We start from the raw sequence: 18,536 nt of genomic DNA, 5'->3' as shown, positions 1-18,536 counted from the left end.
CGGCCTACTCCTTGATATCGTTAATGAACGAATTCTTGGCTGTGCTGGTCCAGCGGATCTTGGCCTTGACTTGATAACGGACTTCCAGATCCGGAAACAGGTCGTCCCATTGATCTTTCATGCGATCCCATGCCTTGGGATCGGCGCGGTAGATCGCTTGGCTAAAGCCGAAATTGTCGACGCCGAATTTATGCTGCATCACGTCCACCGTTTTCTTGAGCAGCGAGAGCAGTCTTGCTTCCGAGAGATCCTCCAGCTGCTTGATTACGGCGGGATCCTCGAGATTGATCTTGCATTCGACATCGCTGACGTTCAGCCGATAGCTCAGCGCCAAATCAATGACGGGTTTACCGTTCTCGACCTTTCCTTTCATCTTCGTGTCGCTTCGAACGACTTCAAGCGCGATCCGCCCTCCGTCCGGGCAAGCCAAGTTGCCGACCGAGGATTTGATGTTGCCCGTAATATAGTTATAGCCTCTGCTCTCTTCCTCGTTCAGCCAGCCGATCAGCTTATCGCCGCGGAATACGGCTAGACCGGCCAGCTTCAATTTAACCGGCGCCTCGATCTTGCTGATGTTGTCCATACCTCCACCCGACTCTGCCTTCCCCCCGATGACGCGGACGCCGGTAATCACCGGGTTTGTCCCGTCGGCCGTAAGCGCTGTGACTAATTGATCCAGCGTGATCATCGTAGAGGGCGCCCAAGCCCTCGACGAGGCAATCAGCGAGTTATACAGCTTGGTGGCCGGGATTTTCTCCAGCTGAGTCATGACGTTCAAGACGTCTTTTGCCTTCCCGCCTTTGGCGATCAGGATCAGGAAATCGGTGCGTTCCTCCGAATCGCGGTATTGCAAATCCAACGCTTTGGCGATGCCCTCACGCGCGAGTTCCTCGCCGAGGACGAACACGCGGATGTGCGCGCCGTAGATCCGCCTCGGGCTGGTCTCCGTCATTTTCCGCGCGGCTTCGTGAACCGTCATTCCCTTTGCTTCGAATAGAGCTACCGGCGTCCCTTCGCTCCCGCCGGCTCGCGAGGCGACCTTCGAAGGATCGACGACTTGAACGGTCATGGAATAATCGTCTCCGCTCTTATCGATGCCCATCCCTAACTGAATGGCCAGCGTGTTCAGTTCGCGGCGGCTCCAGCAGCCCGCGAGCAGCACAAGCAGCAGCAGCGCGCTTATACGTAGGAGCAGCAGCGGCTTCATGCGGTATCTCCTCTGACAGGCGAGCTCTCGTCGCCCTGGCGGACCGGATTGTTACGGCCGAGCAGACTCGGCCTTTTTTTCATGAGCGGCCAAGGCAGACGGAATAACGTGTCCTTCTGGTCCTGCACGTAAAGCGGCGCAAAAGGCGTCATATACGGAATTCCGAAGGAGCGAAGGGTGCATAGATGGATAAAGAGGGCGATGATGCCGACTAACATGCCGTATAAGCCGAAGGAAGCCGCAAGTCCCATGAGTACGAAGCGGATCATGCGCACCGTGATCGACATGCTCACTTGAGGCAAAACATAGCTTGCGATCGCCGTAATGGACACGATGATGACCATGCCCGCCGATACGATTCCCGCTTCGACCGCCGCTTGGCCGATGACCAGCGTACCGACGATGGATACGGCTTGTCCGACCGTCCTTGGCATGCGTACCCCAGCCTCGCGGAGAATTTCATACGTCATCTCCATGAGCAGCGCTTCGATAAACGCCGGGAAAGGGACGCCCTCGCGCTGGGCGGCCAAGCTGATCAATAAGCCGGTCGGCAGCATCTCCTGATGGAAGGTGGTGACCGCGATGTAGAAGGATGGCGCCAGTAAGGCGATGAAGAAGGACATGAAGCGGATTAACCGCAGCAGCGTGCTGATATCCCAACGTTGGTAATAATCTTCCACCGATTGAAAGTACTGCACGAACAGTCCGGGTGCGAGCAGCACGAACGGCGTGCCATCGACGATGATCGCAACGCGCCCTTCGAGCAAGGCGGCGGCGACCGCATCGGGACGCTCCGTGTTGGTCAGCAGCGGGAACGGGGTGAGCGTTTTATCCTGAATCATCTCTTCGATATAGCCGCTCTCCAGTATGCCGTCGATCTCGATCCGGTCCAGCCTCGAGCGTACCTCGTCCACAAGACCTTCATTCACAATCCCGCATAGATACATCACGCCGACATTCGTTTTCGTCACGGCTCCGATCTGACGGACTTCGAGCCATAGATTCGGATCCTTCAGCCTTCTGCGGATTAACGCGGTATTGGTGCTGAAGCTTTCCGTGAACGCCTCCATCGGTCCCCGGATGACCGTCTGGGTGATGGGTTCCCCTACGCTGCGCTCCTCGATGCCTCCCATGCCGATGCGGAGACCTTCGGTGAGATGATCCAACAACAGGATGCAGCTGCCCGATAACAGCGCATGGAGCAGCGCATCGAAATCGGCGATCTTGTCGATATCGCCGGCCTCTAACACTTCTTGCATTAAATGCGTCAGCGCTTGACTTCCCCGTTCAACAGCTGCTTGTGACTGGTCTCTGTCGTAGGTTAGCAGCGGCTGGATCACGAAATCGGCGATCGCCTTCGTATCCGCCATGCCATCCATGTACATCACGGCACCGGCCCATAGGCCGCCCCACTTCAGCTCCTTGACGACGAGATCCGGGCTGTTGCCGATCGCGGCGCGGATCGCCATAATATTGGCGCCAAGTCCGGTATACAGCCCGTGCGACGAATCCCGCGCTTCCTCGTTCAATCGTATCGTCAATGCTTCAGACACCACCTGTCACAGCTAGACTCCGTTTGCTGTATTATGGCGCTTCAGCCAATTTTTTATGAGCAGTCAGGTTAAATCATCCAGCGGCTCCGGCGGGCTGATCTTCTCGAGCAGCGGTTCATTGAGCAGCGTCTTATGCATCCAGATTGCCGCCTGCGACCCGTCCCCCATCGCGATGACCGTCTGCTCGGAATGCGCGACGATATCGCCGGCTGCCCAGACGCCGGGCACGCTCGTCATTTTAGTCCTTGCGTCAACGAGAATATGGCGGTTGCGATGCAGCTGGATGCCCAGCTGATCGGCTAGCTCCGAGCGCACCTCATTGCCGCCGAACGCAACGAAGCCGACCAGCGCCTCGATCCGTTGTCCGTTCGCCAGATGGATCGCATGAAGCTGTTCCGGCGATTGCTTGGCCGCTTCGATCCGCTCGATCGCGGCGTTAACGGTCACAATGCCCTGCTCTTCCAGCTTGCGTGCCAGTGTTTCGTCAATCTCGCGGGATTCGTGGTTAATATAGATCAGCTGGTTTGTCCAATACCGGACGGTCAGCGCCATATAGGCTCCTGCTTTGCCGGAACCGAGTATAACCGTCTTGCGATCGGAAGCCTCGTACCCGTCGCAATCCGGACACACATAGAGGCTGCTACCCAGACAATCGGACAACCCTGGAATTTCCGGCAGCCGGTCGACAACGCCGGTCGCCAGCAGTAAGCGTCTGCCCGTAACCTGCTCGCCCGCTTGCGTCGTCAGCTTGAACCCGTCCGCGGTCTTCTCGGCCGATGCGGCTTTGCCGTTCAGGAAGTGAACGCCGTGCGCCTTCGCTTGCCATTTGCCGGCTTCCCGCAGCTCGGGTCCGCTTATACCTTCGGGCCATCCCAATATATTGTTGTACCTCCGGCATATGACCGAACGACCGTCTTCCGCATCGATCACGAGCGTGCTGCGGCGGTATCTGCCTAGCTGGATCGCGGCCTGCAAGCCGGCTAGGCCTCCCCCGACAATGATGCAATCATAGCTCATCGCTTATCGAACACTCCTTTTTAATCGGACTCGTTTCATTATGCAACAACTCATAACCTTCATTATCCCGCTTCCGACCTAGCTTAAACGAGAATCGGAATGATTTTCTCCCGCTAATCGCAGGAGAGGGAGTTTATTCCCTGTTGCGCAGCGGGTGTATGATGAAGGCAAGGAGATGACTGCAAATTGGAATATTCTTGGAAACGAAATCTGTTCGTCCTCTGGACCGGCGTGTTCTTTTGCAGTACGGCGTATTCAATCTCAATTCCGTTTATCCCGATCTTCCTGAGCACGGAGCTCGGGATCAACAACCATCTGGAGATGTGGTCCGGCTTTGCCTTCGGCATTACCTTCCTCGCCAGCGCCCTGATCGCCCCCTACTGGGGATCGCTCGCGGACAAATACGGCAGGAAGCCGATGCTGATGCGCTCCGGCTTCTCGCTGGCTGGGCTGTACGTGCTGACCTACTTCATCCACGACCCTTATTTATTCCTGCTGCTGCGGGTGTTCCAGGGGCTGCTTGCCGGCTACGTTCCGGCGGCGATCGCTCTGGTCGGGACCAATACGCCCGAGGAGAAAACAGGCTACGCCCTTGGCATTATGGCGACGGCCAGCGCCACCGGCGGCATTCTCGGCCCGCTCGTCGGCGGGGTGGCGAGCCATTATTTCGGCAACCGGGAGTCGTTCCTGCTCTCCGGCGCCGTCGTGCTTATCGCGGCGATCATCGCGACGCTGTTCGCCAAAGAGACGAACTACAACCGTTCCGGCGCGCGCTCGAGCGTCCGAGATGACCTCAAGCATGCCATGGAGAACAACGTCTTCATGGGTACCTTGCTCATGCTCGGCATCACCACCTTCTCGGTGATGCTCCTCGAACCGCTGCTCACTGTTTATATGCTGCAGCTCGGCGTGAAACAGGGAGATGCCTCGCTCACCTCGGGCGTCGTCTTCTCCGCGGTCGGGATCGCCACGCTGATCGCAGCGCCTCAATGGGGAAAGATCGGCGCGAAGATCGGCTATTCGAAAGTGCTGTTCATCGGACTCATCGGCGGCGGGATCGGCAATCTGCTTCAATTCTTCGTCACGCATTACGCGCAGTTCGGCGTGCTTCGCTTCGTCTATGGCTTGTTCTTCGCCGGCGTCTACCCGGCCCTGAACGCCACCATCGTCAAGGTGACGGAACCCGCCTTCCGCGGCCGCGCCTTCGGGCTTGGCCAATCCGCCAACCAGATGGCCACCATGCTCGGACCGATGATCGGCGGCGTGCTCGGCGGCTGGATCCCGATCAAGTGGGTATTCATCATCAACGGCGCGATGCTGCTCGGCGCCGCCGTGCTCATCCATCGCCGCCCCGGCGATACGCCAGCCGTCGGCGCGCTCCGCGCCGGCAACGGCGCTGCGGCGGTTAGTAAAAAAGGCTGATGGCTGCTGCCATCGGCCTTTTTTGCGCTGCGAATTTAGTCGCACCATTCCCACTACTGCCCGCCTCTTCGTCACTCCTCGCCTCTCTAGTCGCACCATTCCCACTACTGCCCGCCTCTTCGTCACTCCTCGCCTCTTTAGTCGCACCATTCCCACTACTGCCCGCCTCTTCGTCACTCCTCGCCTCTTTAGTCGCACCATTCCCACTACTGCAGCCTCTTGCCTCTTTAGTCGCACCATTCCAAATACAGCCCGCCAACTCACCTATCGCAGCCTATCAACCTCTCCTTAATGCAAAAGATCTCTCCGTTCCAACGAGAACGGAAAGATCTTCTACTTACAAGTCCTATTCAAATCGCAACGCATCGATCGGCTTCAGGTTCGACGCCTTATTCGCCGGGAACATCCCGAAGACGATCCCGATGAAGACCGAGAAACCGAACGCCAGACCCATGATCGGATACGATAGCTCGACGCCAAGGCTTGTCGTCTTGGAGACGAGGAGCGCGATTCCGACGCCGAAGCCGACGCCTAGCAAGCCGCCAAGACCGCTGAGCGCAATCGACTCGATGAGGAACTGGATCATAATATCCTTCTTCTTCGCGCCGATCGCTTTGCGGATGCCGATCTCGCGCGTCCGTTCCGTAACGGAGACGAGCATGATGTTCATGATCCCGATCCCGCCTACGAGCAAGGAGATACCGGCGATGCCGCCGAGGGCGATGGACAACGTATCGGAGATGCTGCTGAACGTTTCCAATACGTCAGCTTGGTTGAATACGCTGTACGCGTCTTCGTTCGCACGGAACTTTTTGTACAAGGCGTTCTCAAGTTCCGTCGTGACCGCGTCCATATCCGCGCCATCTTCCACCTTGATGTAGACGGTGCTGACGCCTTTGGACTTGAACAGCCGCTCCGAGTTAGTGACCGGAATCATGACGATATCGTCGTTCGAGCCGCTGAGCGAGGAGCCCTTGGAGGCAAGCACCCCGACAATTTTGTACCCGATCCCGTTAATCAGAAGCCGTTGTCCGATCGGACTGTCCGTTCCGAACAGATCCTCTGCCGTACCCGAACCGATGACCGCAATACGCTGCAGGAAGTCGAGATCGATCTGACTAATAAACCGGCCTGAGCTGACCTCATAATCCTGAGCGGTCGTATAATCCGGCGTTACCCCGACCACGCTCACGCTCGCGCTGGTCGTCTTGAACTTGACCGTTGCATTCTGCCGATTGGCCGGCGCGGATACTTCTACGCCTTCCAATTCGCTGAATTCGGCCGCTTCCTTATAATCAATCGTCGTTGTGCTGCCTCTGCCGTTGATGTTGACGGTCAAGGAATTCGTACCGAGGGAAGCTACCGAATCGGTAACCGACTTGGTCGCCCCTTGTCCGATCGACACGAGCGCGATGACGGCCGTAACGCCGATGATAATACCGAGCATCGTCAAGAGTGCTCTCATTTTGTTGCCGAGGATACTCTTGACGGCCATTCTAAACGCTTGCCCGATGTTCACGTCTGCCACCGCCTTCCTCGCTGATCCGCCCGTCCTGAATCCGGACGACCCGACCCGCTTGTTCCGCGATCGACAAATCATGCGTAATCAAAATAATCGTATGTCCTTGCGCGTTCAGTTCTTTAATCAGCCGCATGACTTCGACGCCCGTCTTCGTATCGAGCGCGCCTGTCGGTTCGTCCGCCAGCAGAATCGGCGGATTGCCGGCTAGTGCCCGCGCAATCGCGACACGCTGCTGCTGACCGCCGGACAGCTCATTCGGACGGTGTCCGCTTCGGCTGTCCAGACCAACCTTAGCCAGTGCGGCTAAGGCGTCCTCCTTGCGCTGCTTGGCTGGGACGCCCCGGTAGATGAGCGGCAGCTCGACATTCTCGAGCGCGGTCAGCTTGTTAAGCAAGTTAAAGTTCTGAAAGATAAACCCGATCTTGCGGTTACGAATCTCCGCCAAGCGGCTCTCGCGAAGCCGGCTGACTTCCTCCCCGTCCAGCCAATAGCTGCCCGTGGTCGGACCGTCGAGGCAGCCGATGACGTTCATTAGCGTCGACTTGCCTGAACCGGAAGGCCCGATAATCGCCAGCAGATCACCATGGTTAATCGTAAGCGAAATATCGCTGAGCGCGTGCACGATCTCGCCGCCCATTTTGTACTGCTTATTCAACTGTTCGATACGGATGAGCTCGGTTGGCTGCTTCTGTGCCGCATTCATCTATTGACCTCCTCCGCCTCCGCCAGTTGGACGTTGACCTCCACCACCGCCGCCTTGGAAGCCTCCGCCTCCGCCGCCAGACGGGAATCCGCCGGTCATGCCGCCCATGAGGCCGCCCATACCCATGCCGCCTTGCATTTGCTGCTCGGACGACGACGAGCTGGACACAACGGTCGGAACAACAACCGAATCGCCTTCGCTCAGACCGGAAACAATCTCGATGTAATCTTCATTGTGCAAACCGACTTCGATAAATTGCATATTCGCTCTGCCACCGCCGGCACCGCCTTGACGATTGCCGCCTGCCTGCGACGTGCCTTCAGCTGCATCAGCTTGGTCGCCTTCCGATGCCGTGCCTTGCGCTCCGCCTGCTTGACCGCCTTCCGGCGCTGTACCTTGCGCTCCGCCTGCTTGGCCGCCTTCTGGCGCCGTGCCTTGCGTTCCGCCTGCTTGACCGCCTTCTGGCGTCGTGCCTTGCGTTCCGCCTGCTTGGCCGCCTTCTGTCGAAGTGCCTTGCGCTGTGCCTGCTTGGCCACCCTCTGTCGCGGTGCCTTGAGCTGTGCCTGTTTGGCCGCCTTGACCTTGCCCGTTCCACTGAGGACGGTTCGCTTCATTCTCAGCGATTGCCGCAGACTGCTCGGCTGTCGGCAGGATAACCATGTAGCGGTCGCCCATCGATTGCACCGCGTCGATCGGCAGTAACAGCGCGTCATCCTTCTTGTCGATCGTGATGCTTGCTTCCGCCGACATCCCTGCCTTAAGCGTCGTGCTTGCGCCTTTATCCACCGTAACGGTTACGTCGAAGGAAGCGACGCCGTTGCTGGCCGTACCTTCTTTGGCAATCTCGGTTACCTTGCCCGTGAACGTCTCGTCAGACAGCGCTTCGACGGCAATCGTCGCGGTCTGGCCAATCTCAACCTGCGGAATATCAAGCTCGTCGACCGAGACGACCAATTCCATGTTGTCGTAATCGACGATCTCGCCGACGTCCGAGGTATTGTTGAGCTCATCGTCAACCGCGACATTCAACGTCGCCATTGTGCCGCCGATCGGCGCCGTAATGGTCGAAGATGCGCTCTTCTCCTGCAGTTCCGCGATCGAGGAGCGCGCCAGCTCGATATCCATCTTCTGCTGCTTCATCTGCAGATCGATTTTCTTCTGCTCTTCCTCCGTCGTGGCCGCCTTGTAGTTATCCTGCATCGTCGTCAGGTCCATCAGCTTCTTCTCGAGGCTGACCTGCTGCGACTTGATCTGGTCCGCGTTATCCTCGCCTTCAAGCACGACGAGCACATCGCCTGCTTTGACCATATCGCCTTCTTGCACGAGCACTTCGCTGACCGTGCCGGATTTGCCCGCTTTGAACGTCTCGCGGTTGGCGAGCGAAATGCTGCCGGATCCCGCTACCGCCACTTCGATCGAACCTTTGAATACCTTCGTCGTGTTGACGGCTGCCGCGACGGTCACCTCTTCTTTATCCCATACGTAATAGGCTGCAATCGAACCGCCTACGAGCACGATCCCCGCGCCTAGTAGCCACCATTTCTTCATTGCTTGTCCCCTGCCTCTCCGTTACCATTTGGCATTGTGCGCAGCTGTACCGTCTGAGCTGTCTCTCCATCGGGGTTGAGCCAGATCGTTACGATATCGTCTGCCTTCAGATCCGAGGTTGTCAGCTGCGAAGTCGCCGCCGACTGGGACTCACGATTGAACGACATGGAGAAAATGGCTGATTCCGACGAAAGCTTCACGGTCACTTGCTCTTCCGTGTACTCCATCTGGCCGAAGCCGCCACCGCCGCCGCGTCCGCCTTCAGGTCGAGTCTGTCCGTCCTGACCGGCCGGCATCTCCGGACTTTCGCCATCCGCCGGCGCTTCACCTTGCGGCGCAGTTCCATCCGTTGGAGGCTGACCGCCGCCAGGTCCGCCGCCTTGACCGCCGCCTTGCGGCATATCAGCAGGCTGCATTTTCGATTTCAGCACGACGATGGAGTCTGCCGTAACGCTGACGATCTTGCCCATGAGGTCAGCCGTGCGCTCGGGGGTCTGCGCGTTCGATTGCGCGGCATCGCCTGTAGTCGCTTGACCGCTTGCATTCGCTGTTCCTTGCCCGGTCTCCGACACGGCGTCCGTCGTTGCAGCAGTTTCATTCGTATTGGCCGTTTGTTCTGCGCTGTTGCCACAGCCGGCTAGCATGGCAGTCAGCAGTAGGGCTGCCGATGCGCTTTTCAAGTTCATTTGCTTAAGCACGTTCGTGGTTCCACCTCTCACACCTTTTATCTGTCCTCTAGCATAGCAGGGCAATATGAACGATCAGTGAACAGGCCTAACTGCCTAGAACGACAATTTTTACCGCCATTATCAGCTGTACGGCAAGGTGAAACGGCTGACGCCATCTTTGAAGGCACAGCGCGTTTCATTCCGGTGAAATAGAGGATGATTTATAAATATGAAACTTATAAATCCCTATATTTCATGCCAAAAAAGCGCGAGCTGCAAGCCCGCGCTTCCTGATGTTCTATACCGATGAAACTGCCATCGTTATCGTAAAAGTCGTCCCTTGCCCAAGCTCGCTCTCCACCTCGATACGTGCGTCGTGCAGATCCAGGATATGCTTGACGATCGACAAGCCGATCCCGGTCCCCAGCTTGCGGCTGCGCGCCTTATCTCCCTTGAAGAAGCGATCCCAGATCCGGTTCAAATCCTCCTGCGATATGCCTACGCCATGATCCCGCACCACGATGACCGTCGCGTCGTTCCGCTCCGCGAGCGTTACTTCCACCTCTCTGCCCGCAGGGGAATAGAAGATCGCGTTCTGCAGCAAATTCGCGAGCACCTGATCGAGCCGATCCGGATCGGCAACGGTGAAAATATCTTCGGCCGGGCTGTTCAAGCTGACGCTTACCCGCTGCGCCGCGAACATCGGCTCCATACGGGCAATCGTCTTGCGCGTCTGCTCCGACAAGTTAAACCGCACCTTCTCCAAGCGGAACTGGCCGGCTTCGATCCGGGCCATATCCAATAGATCGCCGACCAGCTTCATCATCCGGTCCGACGACTCCTTCATCATGTCAAAATAATGCCGCTGCCGCGCCGGCGGGATCGCCCCATCCTGAAGCGCCGTCAGGAAGCCGTTGATCGAGGTCAGCGGCGCGCGCAGATCATGCGACACATTGGCCAGGAATTCCCGCCGCTGCGTCTCCAGCGAGCCCAGCTCCTCCGCCATGTAATTGAGCGTCTTGCCAAGCTGGCCGATCTCGTCTTCGGTGTTCACCTCAACCTTGCGCGAGAAGTCGCCCTTGGCGTATTGAAGCGCCGTCTGGCTCATCGCCTTAAGCGGCCGCGCCAACCTTCGCCCTAGCACGAAATAGATCGCCACCGCCAGCGGAATCGTGATCAGCATGCTGAGGAAATACGGCTGTACGAACCGGTTCACGTCCCGTTCGAACTCGAAGGATAGGCTCACGATCACCTTTTCATCCATCGACTCCGCATTCGGGATGGACTTGGCCGTCAGCAGCACCTTCGTATGGTCCGAAGACGTCTCCTCCGATACCCGTTTGCCGCTTAGCGCATCCTGGACCACCTGAGGATCGAGCGGGATCGGCTTGCCCCGGTTGCCCAGCGAGTATAACAGCTGACCATCGGCGCCATATAGCTGATAGCTGCGTTCAGGCCCGCCCATTCCCCACTCGAGCGAATCCACGAGCGTCTCGCGGTCCCAGCCTTTGCCGTATCCGTACTTGATCCGCTCAATGATGTGGTCCTGCATTTGCTCCGAGCCGGCCCGAATGAAGTCGCGCAGATTGCTCTTGAAGATCGTCGCCGACAGCAGGCTGGATAGACCGAACGAGATGAAGGTGATCAGCATGAAGCTGAAGAACATTTTGGCGAAAATCGTTCTTGCCTTCATACGCCCCCCTCCCCGTACTTATATCCGATTCCGCGAATCGTCTCGATCGAACTGGATACCTCGCAGGCGCGCAACTTCTCCCGAATTCGCTTAATATGAACGTCCACCGTGCGCGGATCGCGGTCGTAATCGAAGCCCCACACCTGATCGAGCAATTGCTGCCGGGTGAACACCCGGTTACGGTTCGAGGCCAAATAGTACAGCAGCTCAATCTCCTTCGGCGCAAAGCCGACATTCTCGCCGCGAACGGTCAGCTGCAGATGGCGCATGTCGAAGACAAGCTCGTCCATCCGCACGATGTCCTCATGGTACAACGACGGATTGGTGCGCCGCAGCACCGCCCGGATCCGGGCCATCAGCTCCTTGGAATCGAACGGCTTCACCACGTAGTCGTCCACGCCTATCTCGAAACCTTTGAGCTTATCGTAACTTTCGCCTTTTCCGGAGAGCATAATGACCGGGGTTGCAAAATCCTTCCGGATTCGCTCGCATACCGCCCATCCGTCCATCTCCGGCATCATAATGTCCAATATGATCAAATCGGGCGTCTCGTCATAAACGAGCTCAAGCCCTTGTAAGCCATCATAGGCAGCGACAACTTCGTACCCTTCCAGCTCGGCATAAAGCCGAATGATCTCGCAAACATGCGGATCATCATCGATTGTAAGCAGCTTGATCGGTTTCATGCCTTGTCCCCTTCAATTTCAGTCGAGTCGTTTGGCTATAGTTTACCATGACATCATGAAGAATAAATGAACAAGCGTTGGCGATGAGCTGGAGGCCTGATGCGGGCCGATCAGGAGCGGAATGCAAACCAATCCAGAGCGGAACGCTGCATTCCCAAACTCCCGTTTGGGATCGCAAACCAATCCGTTAGCGGTATGCTGTATTCCCATGTCTGAAATTCAGCATACCGCTTATTTCCGAGGAAATAATCCTTCTTGTGACAAACCGCACGACTGCCGGATACGCTACATTGTTCGAAAAATGTTAACTTTTAGGAAGAAAAATCGGCCTTTGGTACACTTTCGCAACCTCGTCCGATACGGTAACGTAAAGGATAGAGCTGATTTTGGAACAATATTGAACTTCATCCAGATAACGAAGGGGGTTGCCCGTGATGGATACCGTTCATCAGCGGCTTATAGGTACGAAGGAGCGCGTGTTCCGGCTGCATAAAGCACAGCGCAGAAAGGAAGAGCTGCAGAAGCGGCTGCGTGAGCAAGAACGCCTCATTATGCAGCATGAGCTGAAACTTGAGGATGAAGAGGCCGATGTGAGCAAACTGATGCGCATGTCGCTGACCACTCTGTTCTACACCGTACTGCGCAGCAAGGATGAGCAGCTGAAGAAGGAGCGTCAGGAAGTGCTGACCGCGGCGCTGAAGCTGCAAGAGGCTAGACAACTGCACAGCGATACCGAATCCGATCTGCAACAGGCCAATAACGACATCAGCTATTACCGCAACGCCCCGCGCGAATATGACGAGTTAATGGAAGAGAAGGAAGCGCTCCTGCGTACCTCTCCCACCTTCACGTACGAGCTGGCTGAACTGGATGAATCGGTCGCAAGCAAAGCTGTTCAAGCCAAAGAGCTGCAGGAAGCCTGCTCTGCCGGACGCCGGGTGCTCAGTGCGCTGGAGGATGCTTCGGCTGCGCTTGCTAAGGCCCAAAGCTGGGGGAACTGGGATCTGTGGGGCGGAGGCGGCATGCTCAGCACGCATATCAAGCACAATCATATTGACGATGCGAGAAGCTATATACATAACGCGAACCACTTGATGGCATCGTTCCAAGACGAATTGGCCGATGTCAATCGCACCGCGGCGATCCGGATTGACGTGAGCGCTACGCTCAAGATGGCCGACTACTGGTTCGACGGATTAATTGCCGACTGGGTTGTGCAGGGACATATCAAGAACGCGAGCGAGCGCGTATCCGAAGCGCTCGGGCATGTACGCGGCATCCTAGCCGCGCTGGACACCGAGCTCGCCGCCGTACAGACGGACTTGGAAGGTTTGCGGACGAAGCGGATTTCGTGGATCGAAGGACGCGAGTTGGCTTAAACAGAAGAGAGAAGCCTGTGATGTACCAGGCTTCTCTTGATTCCTTACACTTGATACGCCATTAAGTTTATTAATATCTGAACAATCTAATTACTATCTGAAACTATAATTTTGTCTCCCTTTACTATAACCAAATTCCACCCCTCGTTTGAAACATAGTAATTTCCCTCTTTAATTGATACCACATTCCCTTTTATTGAGAATGAATTATCGTAGTTTTTTATCAGTTGCATTTCCCTCGTACTACTAGTAGTTATAACTCTAATATATTGTCCTGCATTTAATGACAGCAACGGTGCCAATATGCCTAACAATAATATAATAATCGATACTGTACTAACAATTGAAGGAATCCCCAACTGTTCCAACTTATTCAACAAAACAGTATATTTTTTGTTATCAGAATTTGAAGAAACTCTAGGTATCTCAGGTGACTCCTTATATCTCTTCAAGCTAATAATTAAAGTTATTAAAAAAGCAAGACATGTTAATACTGTCATATCTTTACCGTCAATTTTCACTTCAATAATTATTTTCAAAAGGTACATAAAAATAAGAACAATTAATTCAACAATGGGAAATGTTAAAAAAGCCCGAAAAATATACTTTTCGGTCCACTTTTTATTTAACAATGTAAATATAATACCAAGTAGAAATGATCCAACCGGCAGAAAAAGTTGAGCGTATATATCTTGTATTTTTAGAATTAAATCAAAGATGACAAAAACAAATAATCCATACAATGTCCCTGATATGCTTAACCGAGGATGAAATGGCGTTCTTATCATCCAAAAAATCATAATGGTTATAAATACAGGAACTGACCAGACAACTATAAAGGAAAAGCTTTTCTCGTAAATGTCCTCTCCATTTACAAAAAATACGGATAAGCAAATATGAAAAGCCACTAGGAAAATCAATATTGGAACGCTTTTACCCCAATTTTTTTGCTTAATTACAAATATTGAGGATATTAGAAAGACTACAATTATTATTATGAGCGAAGATATTATTGATACAGTGTAGAAGTTAATTGGCACAGGATGAACTATTATATTTAAGATTGAATAATATCCAGGTAAGTCACCTGAAAAATAATAGCCATATAAAAAAGAATATCCAATGGTGTAAAAGATCAGACCAAAAACTGATACTGCGAATGAGACCGCACTAATTATTCGACATATATCTAAAACGATTTTTATATGCTTATTCTTAAAAAAATCTATTAAGCGACTCACTAACGAGACTGCCATTTAATTAACCCCACGATCTTTAATCATAAATTCCAAGTTCTTCTCTGGATACAATTATAAATGGCGGTAACACCGAAAACCATAACGGTTTCCGGTGTTACCGCCATTTATTTAATTATTGCAGTCCTATTCCCGAACCCGTAGCCAGACCGCCATCTCGCCTTCGCCGCGGTTGCCCCACAGGCTGTACGGAACGGCTTTCACCGGGATACGGCCGGATTGCCGCTTCACCGGACGGTACAACTCGCCGCTCCAGGTGGATTGATCATCGCGGTAGCCTTCGCCTTCGAGCACGATCGCCCCGCCGAGCAAGCTGTCGTCGAAACGGGCGGTGAACGTCGCATCGGCCGGAATGGAGATGCCCGCGAGCTTATCGCCGTTATCCGTCTCTTCCAAGCAGTATACCAACGGCCCACGCTGCAGAGCGGCTTTGCCCGAATTGGCTCTCACCAGCGGGTTCGCCTCGATCAATTGCACATCCAGGGCAAGCGTCAGTTCCACCTTGTCGCCGTCAACCCATGCACGCGTGATATAAGCATAGCCTTTGTCGATCGTGTACGCATCCGCTGCAAGCGTCTCGCCGTTCACGCGAATCTCCGCCTTGCCTTCGCTCCAGCTTGGAATCCGCAGCGCAAGCGCGAAGTTTGCCGCCTCGGCAAGCGACAACGTAAGGGTGATGTCGCCATGCCATGGATAGTTCGTCTCCTGCTTCAGTTCCACGGCCGCTCCGCTGCCCAGCTTCACCTGAGCCGTGCTGCCGATATACAGATGCGTATAAACGGTATTGTCGTTAACGCCATAAATATACTCGCCGAGCGAGGAAAGGATACGCGCGACGTTCGGCGGGCAACAGGAGCAGCCGAACCATGGCTGGCGAACGGCCTTCACATGATGGCGTCCCGGATTCTTGCGGCTCGCTTCCGGCCAGACTTCTAGCGGATTGACGTAGAAGAAGTGTTTGCCATCCTGCTGCATGCTGCCGACGACGTTGTTATAGAGCGCCCGCTCCAGCACATCCGAGTAGGTGGAGTCGGCTTCAATCTGCAGCATCCGGTGCGCGAAGAAAATGAGGCCGATCGACGCGCAGGTCTCCGCATACACCGTATCGTTCGGCAGGTCGTAATCGAAGGAGAACGCTTCGCCGTGATGCGTCGACCCGATCCCGCCGGTGATGTACATTTGCTTGTTCACCATGTTGTCCCACAGCTTCTTGCAGGCTGCGAGCAGTGACTCATCGCCCGTAAGCGCTGCCAAATCGGCCATGGCCGTATACATATAGACCGCCCGAACCGAGTGTCCCACCGCTACTTCTTGCTCGCGTACCGGCACATGCGCTTGGTTGTATGCCGGATCCGGCTTGCGTGTCACTCCCGCTTGCCAATGCGACGTTCGGCCCCGCTTCTCCCACTCGGCAATGAGGAAATTCGGTTCCTGCCCGCGTTCGTTGATGAAGTATGCCGCCAGCTTCAAGTAACGCTCTTCACCGGTCGTCTTATACAACTTCACCAGCGCCAGCTCGATCTCCTGATGGCCGTCATAACCGCGCAGCTTGCCTGGTTCCGTACCGAAGACGGAATCGATGTAATCGGCGAAACGGCACATCGCATCCAGCAGTTTCCGTTTGCCCGTTCCGTCATAATAAGCGACCGCCGCTTCGATCATGTGGCCCGCGCAATACAGCTCGTGGCAATCGAACAGATTCGTCCACCGTTCTTCCGGTGCCTTGATCTGAAAATACGTATTGAGATAGCCGTCCGGCTGCTGGGCCTCGATGACGAGATCGATCGCGCCGTCGGCAATCGCTTCAAGTTCCGGATTCGGATGGACGTTCAGACTGTAGCCGACCGCCTCCAGCCATTTGGCCAAGTCGGAATCCTGGAAGACGAAGCCGTAGAAGCTGCCCTCTTCATGACCCGCCGCGATACGGAAGTTGCGGATCGCATGGCTCGGCTCTGCGCCTTCGATGCGGTCGTTCAGCGCATCCCATTGGTACGGAATCACCGTTTCACGGACTAGCTTCGTATATGCGGTCCAGTAAGCGTCTTCAAGACGGACCTGATTAAAAGAAACGGGTTGTGTTCGTTGCAAACCTGCTTGGATCAAAGCACATAACCACCCTTCGTTTTTTCAAAATATGATTCTTCACAATTGGGATTATATCGTTTATATTAGGGTTCAACTATGTCTAAACTAACCCTGTTTTTTCAAAATATGAACCTCGATTTCGCTCGCTTCGAAGGAGGTTGGACAAACCGATGAACAACCAATCCGATCCCGTTGTGTCCTTCCGTATGCCGCCGCTGCCGTTCTATGTCGAAAGCGGTAAGACGCTGTATACGATCGGCGAGCAGCATCCGAGCCGCCACCGGTTAGGAATGTTCGATCTGCTGCTCGTCCACTACGGCACGCTGCATATCGGCGAGGATAACCGCCAATGGGCGCTCACCGCCGGACAGACGCTTCTGCTGCTGCCGGAGCGCTATCATTATGCCGTTAAGCCATGCGAGGAGGAGACGCTCTTTTATTGGATCCATTTTGAGGCGATCGGCGACTGGACCGAATCCGCGGCGCAACAAGGATGGGCTCCGGCTCCGGCTCCGACGACTACAGCTCTGGAATCGGCGGCAGCCGGGATAGATGCTCCTTATGCGACGCCCTCTCCCTATACGATTAACGTCCCGAAACATACGTCGCTTGCGGCGCCGAAGCAGACGTTCGCCCAGCTCGACCGCCTGCTGCTGCTGCATCAGGAGCGGCGCTCGGAATCGTTCTGGGAACAGCAGCAGCTCTTCCAACAGCTGCTCCGCATGTTCGACGAAGGGCAGCGGACGACCTTCGCCTCGCCTGCGCTCGCCGTGGCCGAGCGCGTGGAAGCGTATATCAAGCAGCATTACGCCGATGAGATCAACAACGCGGTGCTCGGGGAGGCGCTTCATTTTCACCCCGGCTATCTCGTCCGCTGCATGAAAGAGATTTTTCACTGCACGCCCATGGACTATCTGCTCTATTACCGGATCGAGCGCGCCAAGCTGCTGCTGCTCAAGACGGAGCAGCCGATCGCGGTCATTGCCGAAGCGGTCGGCTTCCATCAGACGCCCTACTTCTCGGTCTGCTTCAAGAAACAGACCGGACTGTCGCCGCTGCAGTATCGGAAACAGTTCATGCATTAATCGTTAGCAGCATTTATATTTAGGGGAGAGAAGGGAATATGAAGCGTTGGAAGTTACGTAATAGGACAAGCATTCTGGTCACCCTCCTGCTAGCAGGGGTTCTTAGCGGATGCGGGGCAAAGGGGTCTGGGGGCACGAATGTTGCCTCAAGTCCGAATTCTGCTTCTGTCGAAGATCTGGAAGCCAAAATGGAGAAGGCGCAGCAAGAATATGAAGCAGCACTGGAGCTGCAGGACGCTCCGCTCTCCGATGAAGATTTCCGCAAGACTGAGGAGGAAAGAGCCGAGATCGAGTCTTGGATGAAGGAGAGCGCGGAATCCTCGCCGATGACCGAATTCATTTCCGTCATCTCCAAGGAAGACTTTGTGTTAGGCAATACGATCAACGAGGAGCTCACTTCCTATGAAGGAGGCAAGATTGAATTCAAAGACGGTTCAGTTGTGACCGTGGATTATATGCACTTTAAAGAGGGAAATAAGTTGTGGTATTCGTATGACTACGCTACGGTTCTCTTTTTTGACGAGAAAATGGTGAAAATTCAAGCCGAGACCACGTTAGACTTGGCAACGTTCCAAAATAGTTTTGGTATGATGGGAGGACTACCGGATGACGCGGTCATTGAAGAATTAGACAATGGTTTCGACATTGCTCTTGATCCTAGATTCGTTGATGCGAACATCGCCAAATTCCCCAATGAATGGGACTAATACAA

General features: G+C 54.9%; 15 protein-coding genes. 4 read left to right on the top strand and 11 right to left on the bottom strand.

The window, feature by feature from the left end:
* Window positions 1–4: 4 nt before the first annotated feature.
* From FHS18_RS24825 to FHS18_RS24815, 3 genes are all read right to left on the bottom strand, one after another.
* On the bottom strand, window positions 5–1,207 hold the full coding sequence (locus FHS18_RS24825) for a Ger(x)C family spore germination protein (RefSeq protein WP_183603075.1): 1,203 nt from the start codon (window positions 1,205–1,207) through the stop codon (window positions 5–7).
* Entirely contained in the window at window positions 1,204–2,676 is a 1,473-nt protein-coding gene (locus FHS18_RS24820; protein WP_183603119.1) for a spore germination protein, read from the bottom strand. The genes FHS18_RS24825 and FHS18_RS24820 overlap by 4 nt, the downstream gene beginning before the upstream one ends.
* A gap of 147 nt (window positions 2,677–2,823) precedes the next feature.
* Window positions 2,824–3,777 (bottom strand): NAD(P)/FAD-dependent oxidoreductase, encoded by a 954-nt coding sequence (locus FHS18_RS24815; protein WP_183603074.1) that lies wholly within the window; start codon window positions 3,775–3,777, stop codon window positions 2,824–2,826.
* A gap of 186 nt (window positions 3,778–3,963) precedes the next feature.
* Here FHS18_RS24815 and FHS18_RS24810 point away from each other — a divergent pair, with 186 nt between their 5' ends.
* A complete protein-coding gene (locus FHS18_RS24810) occupies window positions 3,964–5,199 on the top strand; it encodes an MFS transporter (protein ID WP_183603073.1) in 1,236 nt (411 codons plus the stop codon).
* Window positions 5,200–5,545: 346 nt separating this feature from the next.
* Here FHS18_RS24810 and FHS18_RS24805 read toward each other — a convergent pair whose 3' ends face one another.
* The 6 genes from FHS18_RS24805 to FHS18_RS24780 form a co-directional block, all read right to left on the bottom strand.
* Entirely contained in the window at window positions 5,546–6,718 is a 1,173-nt protein-coding gene (locus FHS18_RS24805) for an ABC transporter permease (RefSeq protein WP_183603072.1), read from the bottom strand.
* A complete protein-coding gene (locus tag FHS18_RS24800) occupies window positions 6,696–7,424 on the bottom strand; it encodes an ABC transporter ATP-binding protein (RefSeq protein ID WP_183603071.1) in 729 nt (242 codons plus the stop codon). The genes FHS18_RS24805 and FHS18_RS24800 overlap by 23 nt, the downstream gene beginning before the upstream one ends.
* Window positions 7,425–8,972: an efflux RND transporter periplasmic adaptor subunit gene (locus FHS18_RS24795; protein WP_183603070.1), complete on the bottom strand. Its 1,548-nt coding sequence runs from the start codon at window positions 8,970–8,972 to the stop codon at window positions 7,425–7,427. It lies immediately after the preceding gene.
* On the bottom strand, window positions 8,969–9,670 hold the full coding sequence (locus FHS18_RS24790) for a hypothetical protein (protein ID WP_183603069.1): 702 nt from the start codon (window positions 9,668–9,670) through the stop codon (window positions 8,969–8,971). The genes FHS18_RS24795 and FHS18_RS24790 overlap by 4 nt, the downstream gene beginning before the upstream one ends.
* 268 nt (window positions 9,671–9,938) lie before the next feature.
* Window positions 9,939–11,333: a sensor histidine kinase gene (locus FHS18_RS24785; RefSeq protein ID WP_183603068.1), complete on the bottom strand. Its 1,395-nt coding sequence runs from the start codon at window positions 11,331–11,333 to the stop codon at window positions 9,939–9,941.
* Window positions 11,330–12,019, bottom strand: coding sequence for a response regulator transcription factor (locus FHS18_RS24780; RefSeq protein ID WP_183603067.1), 690 nt, complete (start codon window positions 12,017–12,019; stop codon window positions 11,330–11,332). Before FHS18_RS24780 ends, FHS18_RS24785 begins: the two co-directional genes overlap by 4 nt.
* Window positions 12,020–12,453: 434 nt before the next feature.
* Here FHS18_RS24780 and FHS18_RS24775 point away from each other — a divergent pair, with 434 nt between their 5' ends.
* On the top strand, window positions 12,454–13,398 hold the full coding sequence (locus FHS18_RS24775; RefSeq protein ID WP_183603066.1) for a hypothetical protein: 945 nt from the start codon (window positions 12,454–12,456) through the stop codon (window positions 13,396–13,398).
* A gap of 86 nt (window positions 13,399–13,484) precedes the next feature.
* Here FHS18_RS24775 and FHS18_RS24770 read toward each other — a convergent pair whose 3' ends face one another.
* A complete protein-coding gene (locus tag FHS18_RS24770; RefSeq protein ID WP_183603065.1) occupies window positions 13,485–14,654 on the bottom strand; it encodes a hypothetical protein in 1,170 nt (389 codons plus the stop codon).
* Between the two features lie 126 nt (window positions 14,655–14,780).
* A complete protein-coding gene (locus tag FHS18_RS24765; protein ID WP_409348570.1) occupies window positions 14,781–16,754 on the bottom strand; it encodes a glycoside hydrolase family 127 protein in 1,974 nt (657 codons plus the stop codon).
* A 155-nt stretch (window positions 16,755–16,909) separates the two neighbouring features.
* On the opposite strand from FHS18_RS24765, the gene FHS18_RS24760 reads away from it, so the two are divergent.
* Together FHS18_RS24760 and FHS18_RS24755 are read left to right on the top strand one after the other, a co-directional pair.
* Complete coding sequence (locus tag FHS18_RS24760; protein WP_183603064.1) at window positions 16,910–17,824, top strand: helix-turn-helix transcriptional regulator; 915 nt, start codon at window positions 16,910–16,912, stop codon at window positions 17,822–17,824.
* Window positions 17,825–17,862: 38 nt separating this feature from the next.
* Entirely contained in the window at window positions 17,863–18,531 is a 669-nt protein-coding gene (locus FHS18_RS24755; RefSeq protein WP_183603063.1) for a hypothetical protein, read from the top strand.
* The last annotated feature ends 5 nt before the right edge of the window (window positions 18,532–18,536 follow it).

This window comes from Paenibacillus phyllosphaerae, assembly GCF_014192105.1.
GTDB classification, from domain to species: Bacteria; Bacillota; Bacilli; order Paenibacillales; family Paenibacillaceae; genus Paenibacillus_Z; species Paenibacillus_Z phyllosphaerae.
This window is presented reverse-complemented; position numbering and strand designations above follow the sequence as displayed.

Coding starts and splice junctions, on each gene's coding strand:
- FHS18_RS24770 (WP_183603065.1), bottom strand. CDS start 14,654: ATGGCAGTCTCGTTAGTGAGTCGCTTAATAGATTTTTTTAAGAATAAG.
- FHS18_RS24755 (WP_183603063.1), top strand. CDS start 17,863: ATGAAGCGTTGGAAGTTACGTAATAGGACAAGCATTCTGGTCACCCTC.
- FHS18_RS24795 (WP_183603070.1), bottom strand. CDS start 8,972: ATGAAGAAATGGTGGCTACTAGGCGCGGGGATCGTGCTCGTAGGCGGT.
- FHS18_RS24780 (WP_183603067.1), bottom strand. CDS start 12,019: ATGAAACCGATCAAGCTGCTTACAATCGATGATGATCCGCATGTTTGC.
- FHS18_RS24760 (WP_183603064.1), top strand. CDS start 16,910: ATGAACAACCAATCCGATCCCGTTGTGTCCTTCCGTATGCCGCCGCTG.
- FHS18_RS24815 (WP_183603074.1), bottom strand. CDS start 3,777: ATGAGCTATGATTGCATCATTGTCGGGGGAGGCCTAGCCGGCTTGCAG.
- FHS18_RS24800 (WP_183603071.1), bottom strand. CDS start 7,424: ATGAATGCGGCACAGAAGCAGCCAACCGAGCTCATCCGTATCGAACAG.
- FHS18_RS24785 (WP_183603068.1), bottom strand. CDS start 11,333: ATGAAGGCAAGAACGATTTTCGCCAAAATGTTCTTCAGCTTCATGCTG.
- FHS18_RS24825 (WP_183603075.1), bottom strand. CDS start 1,207: ATGAAGCCGCTGCTGCTCCTACGTATAAGCGCGCTGCTGCTGCTTGTG.
- FHS18_RS24820 (WP_183603119.1), bottom strand. CDS start 2,676: ATGGCGATCCGCGCCGCGATCGGCAACAGCCCGGATCTCGTCGTCAAG.
- FHS18_RS24775 (WP_183603066.1), top strand. CDS start 12,454: ATGGATACCGTTCATCAGCGGCTTATAGGTACGAAGGAGCGCGTGTTC.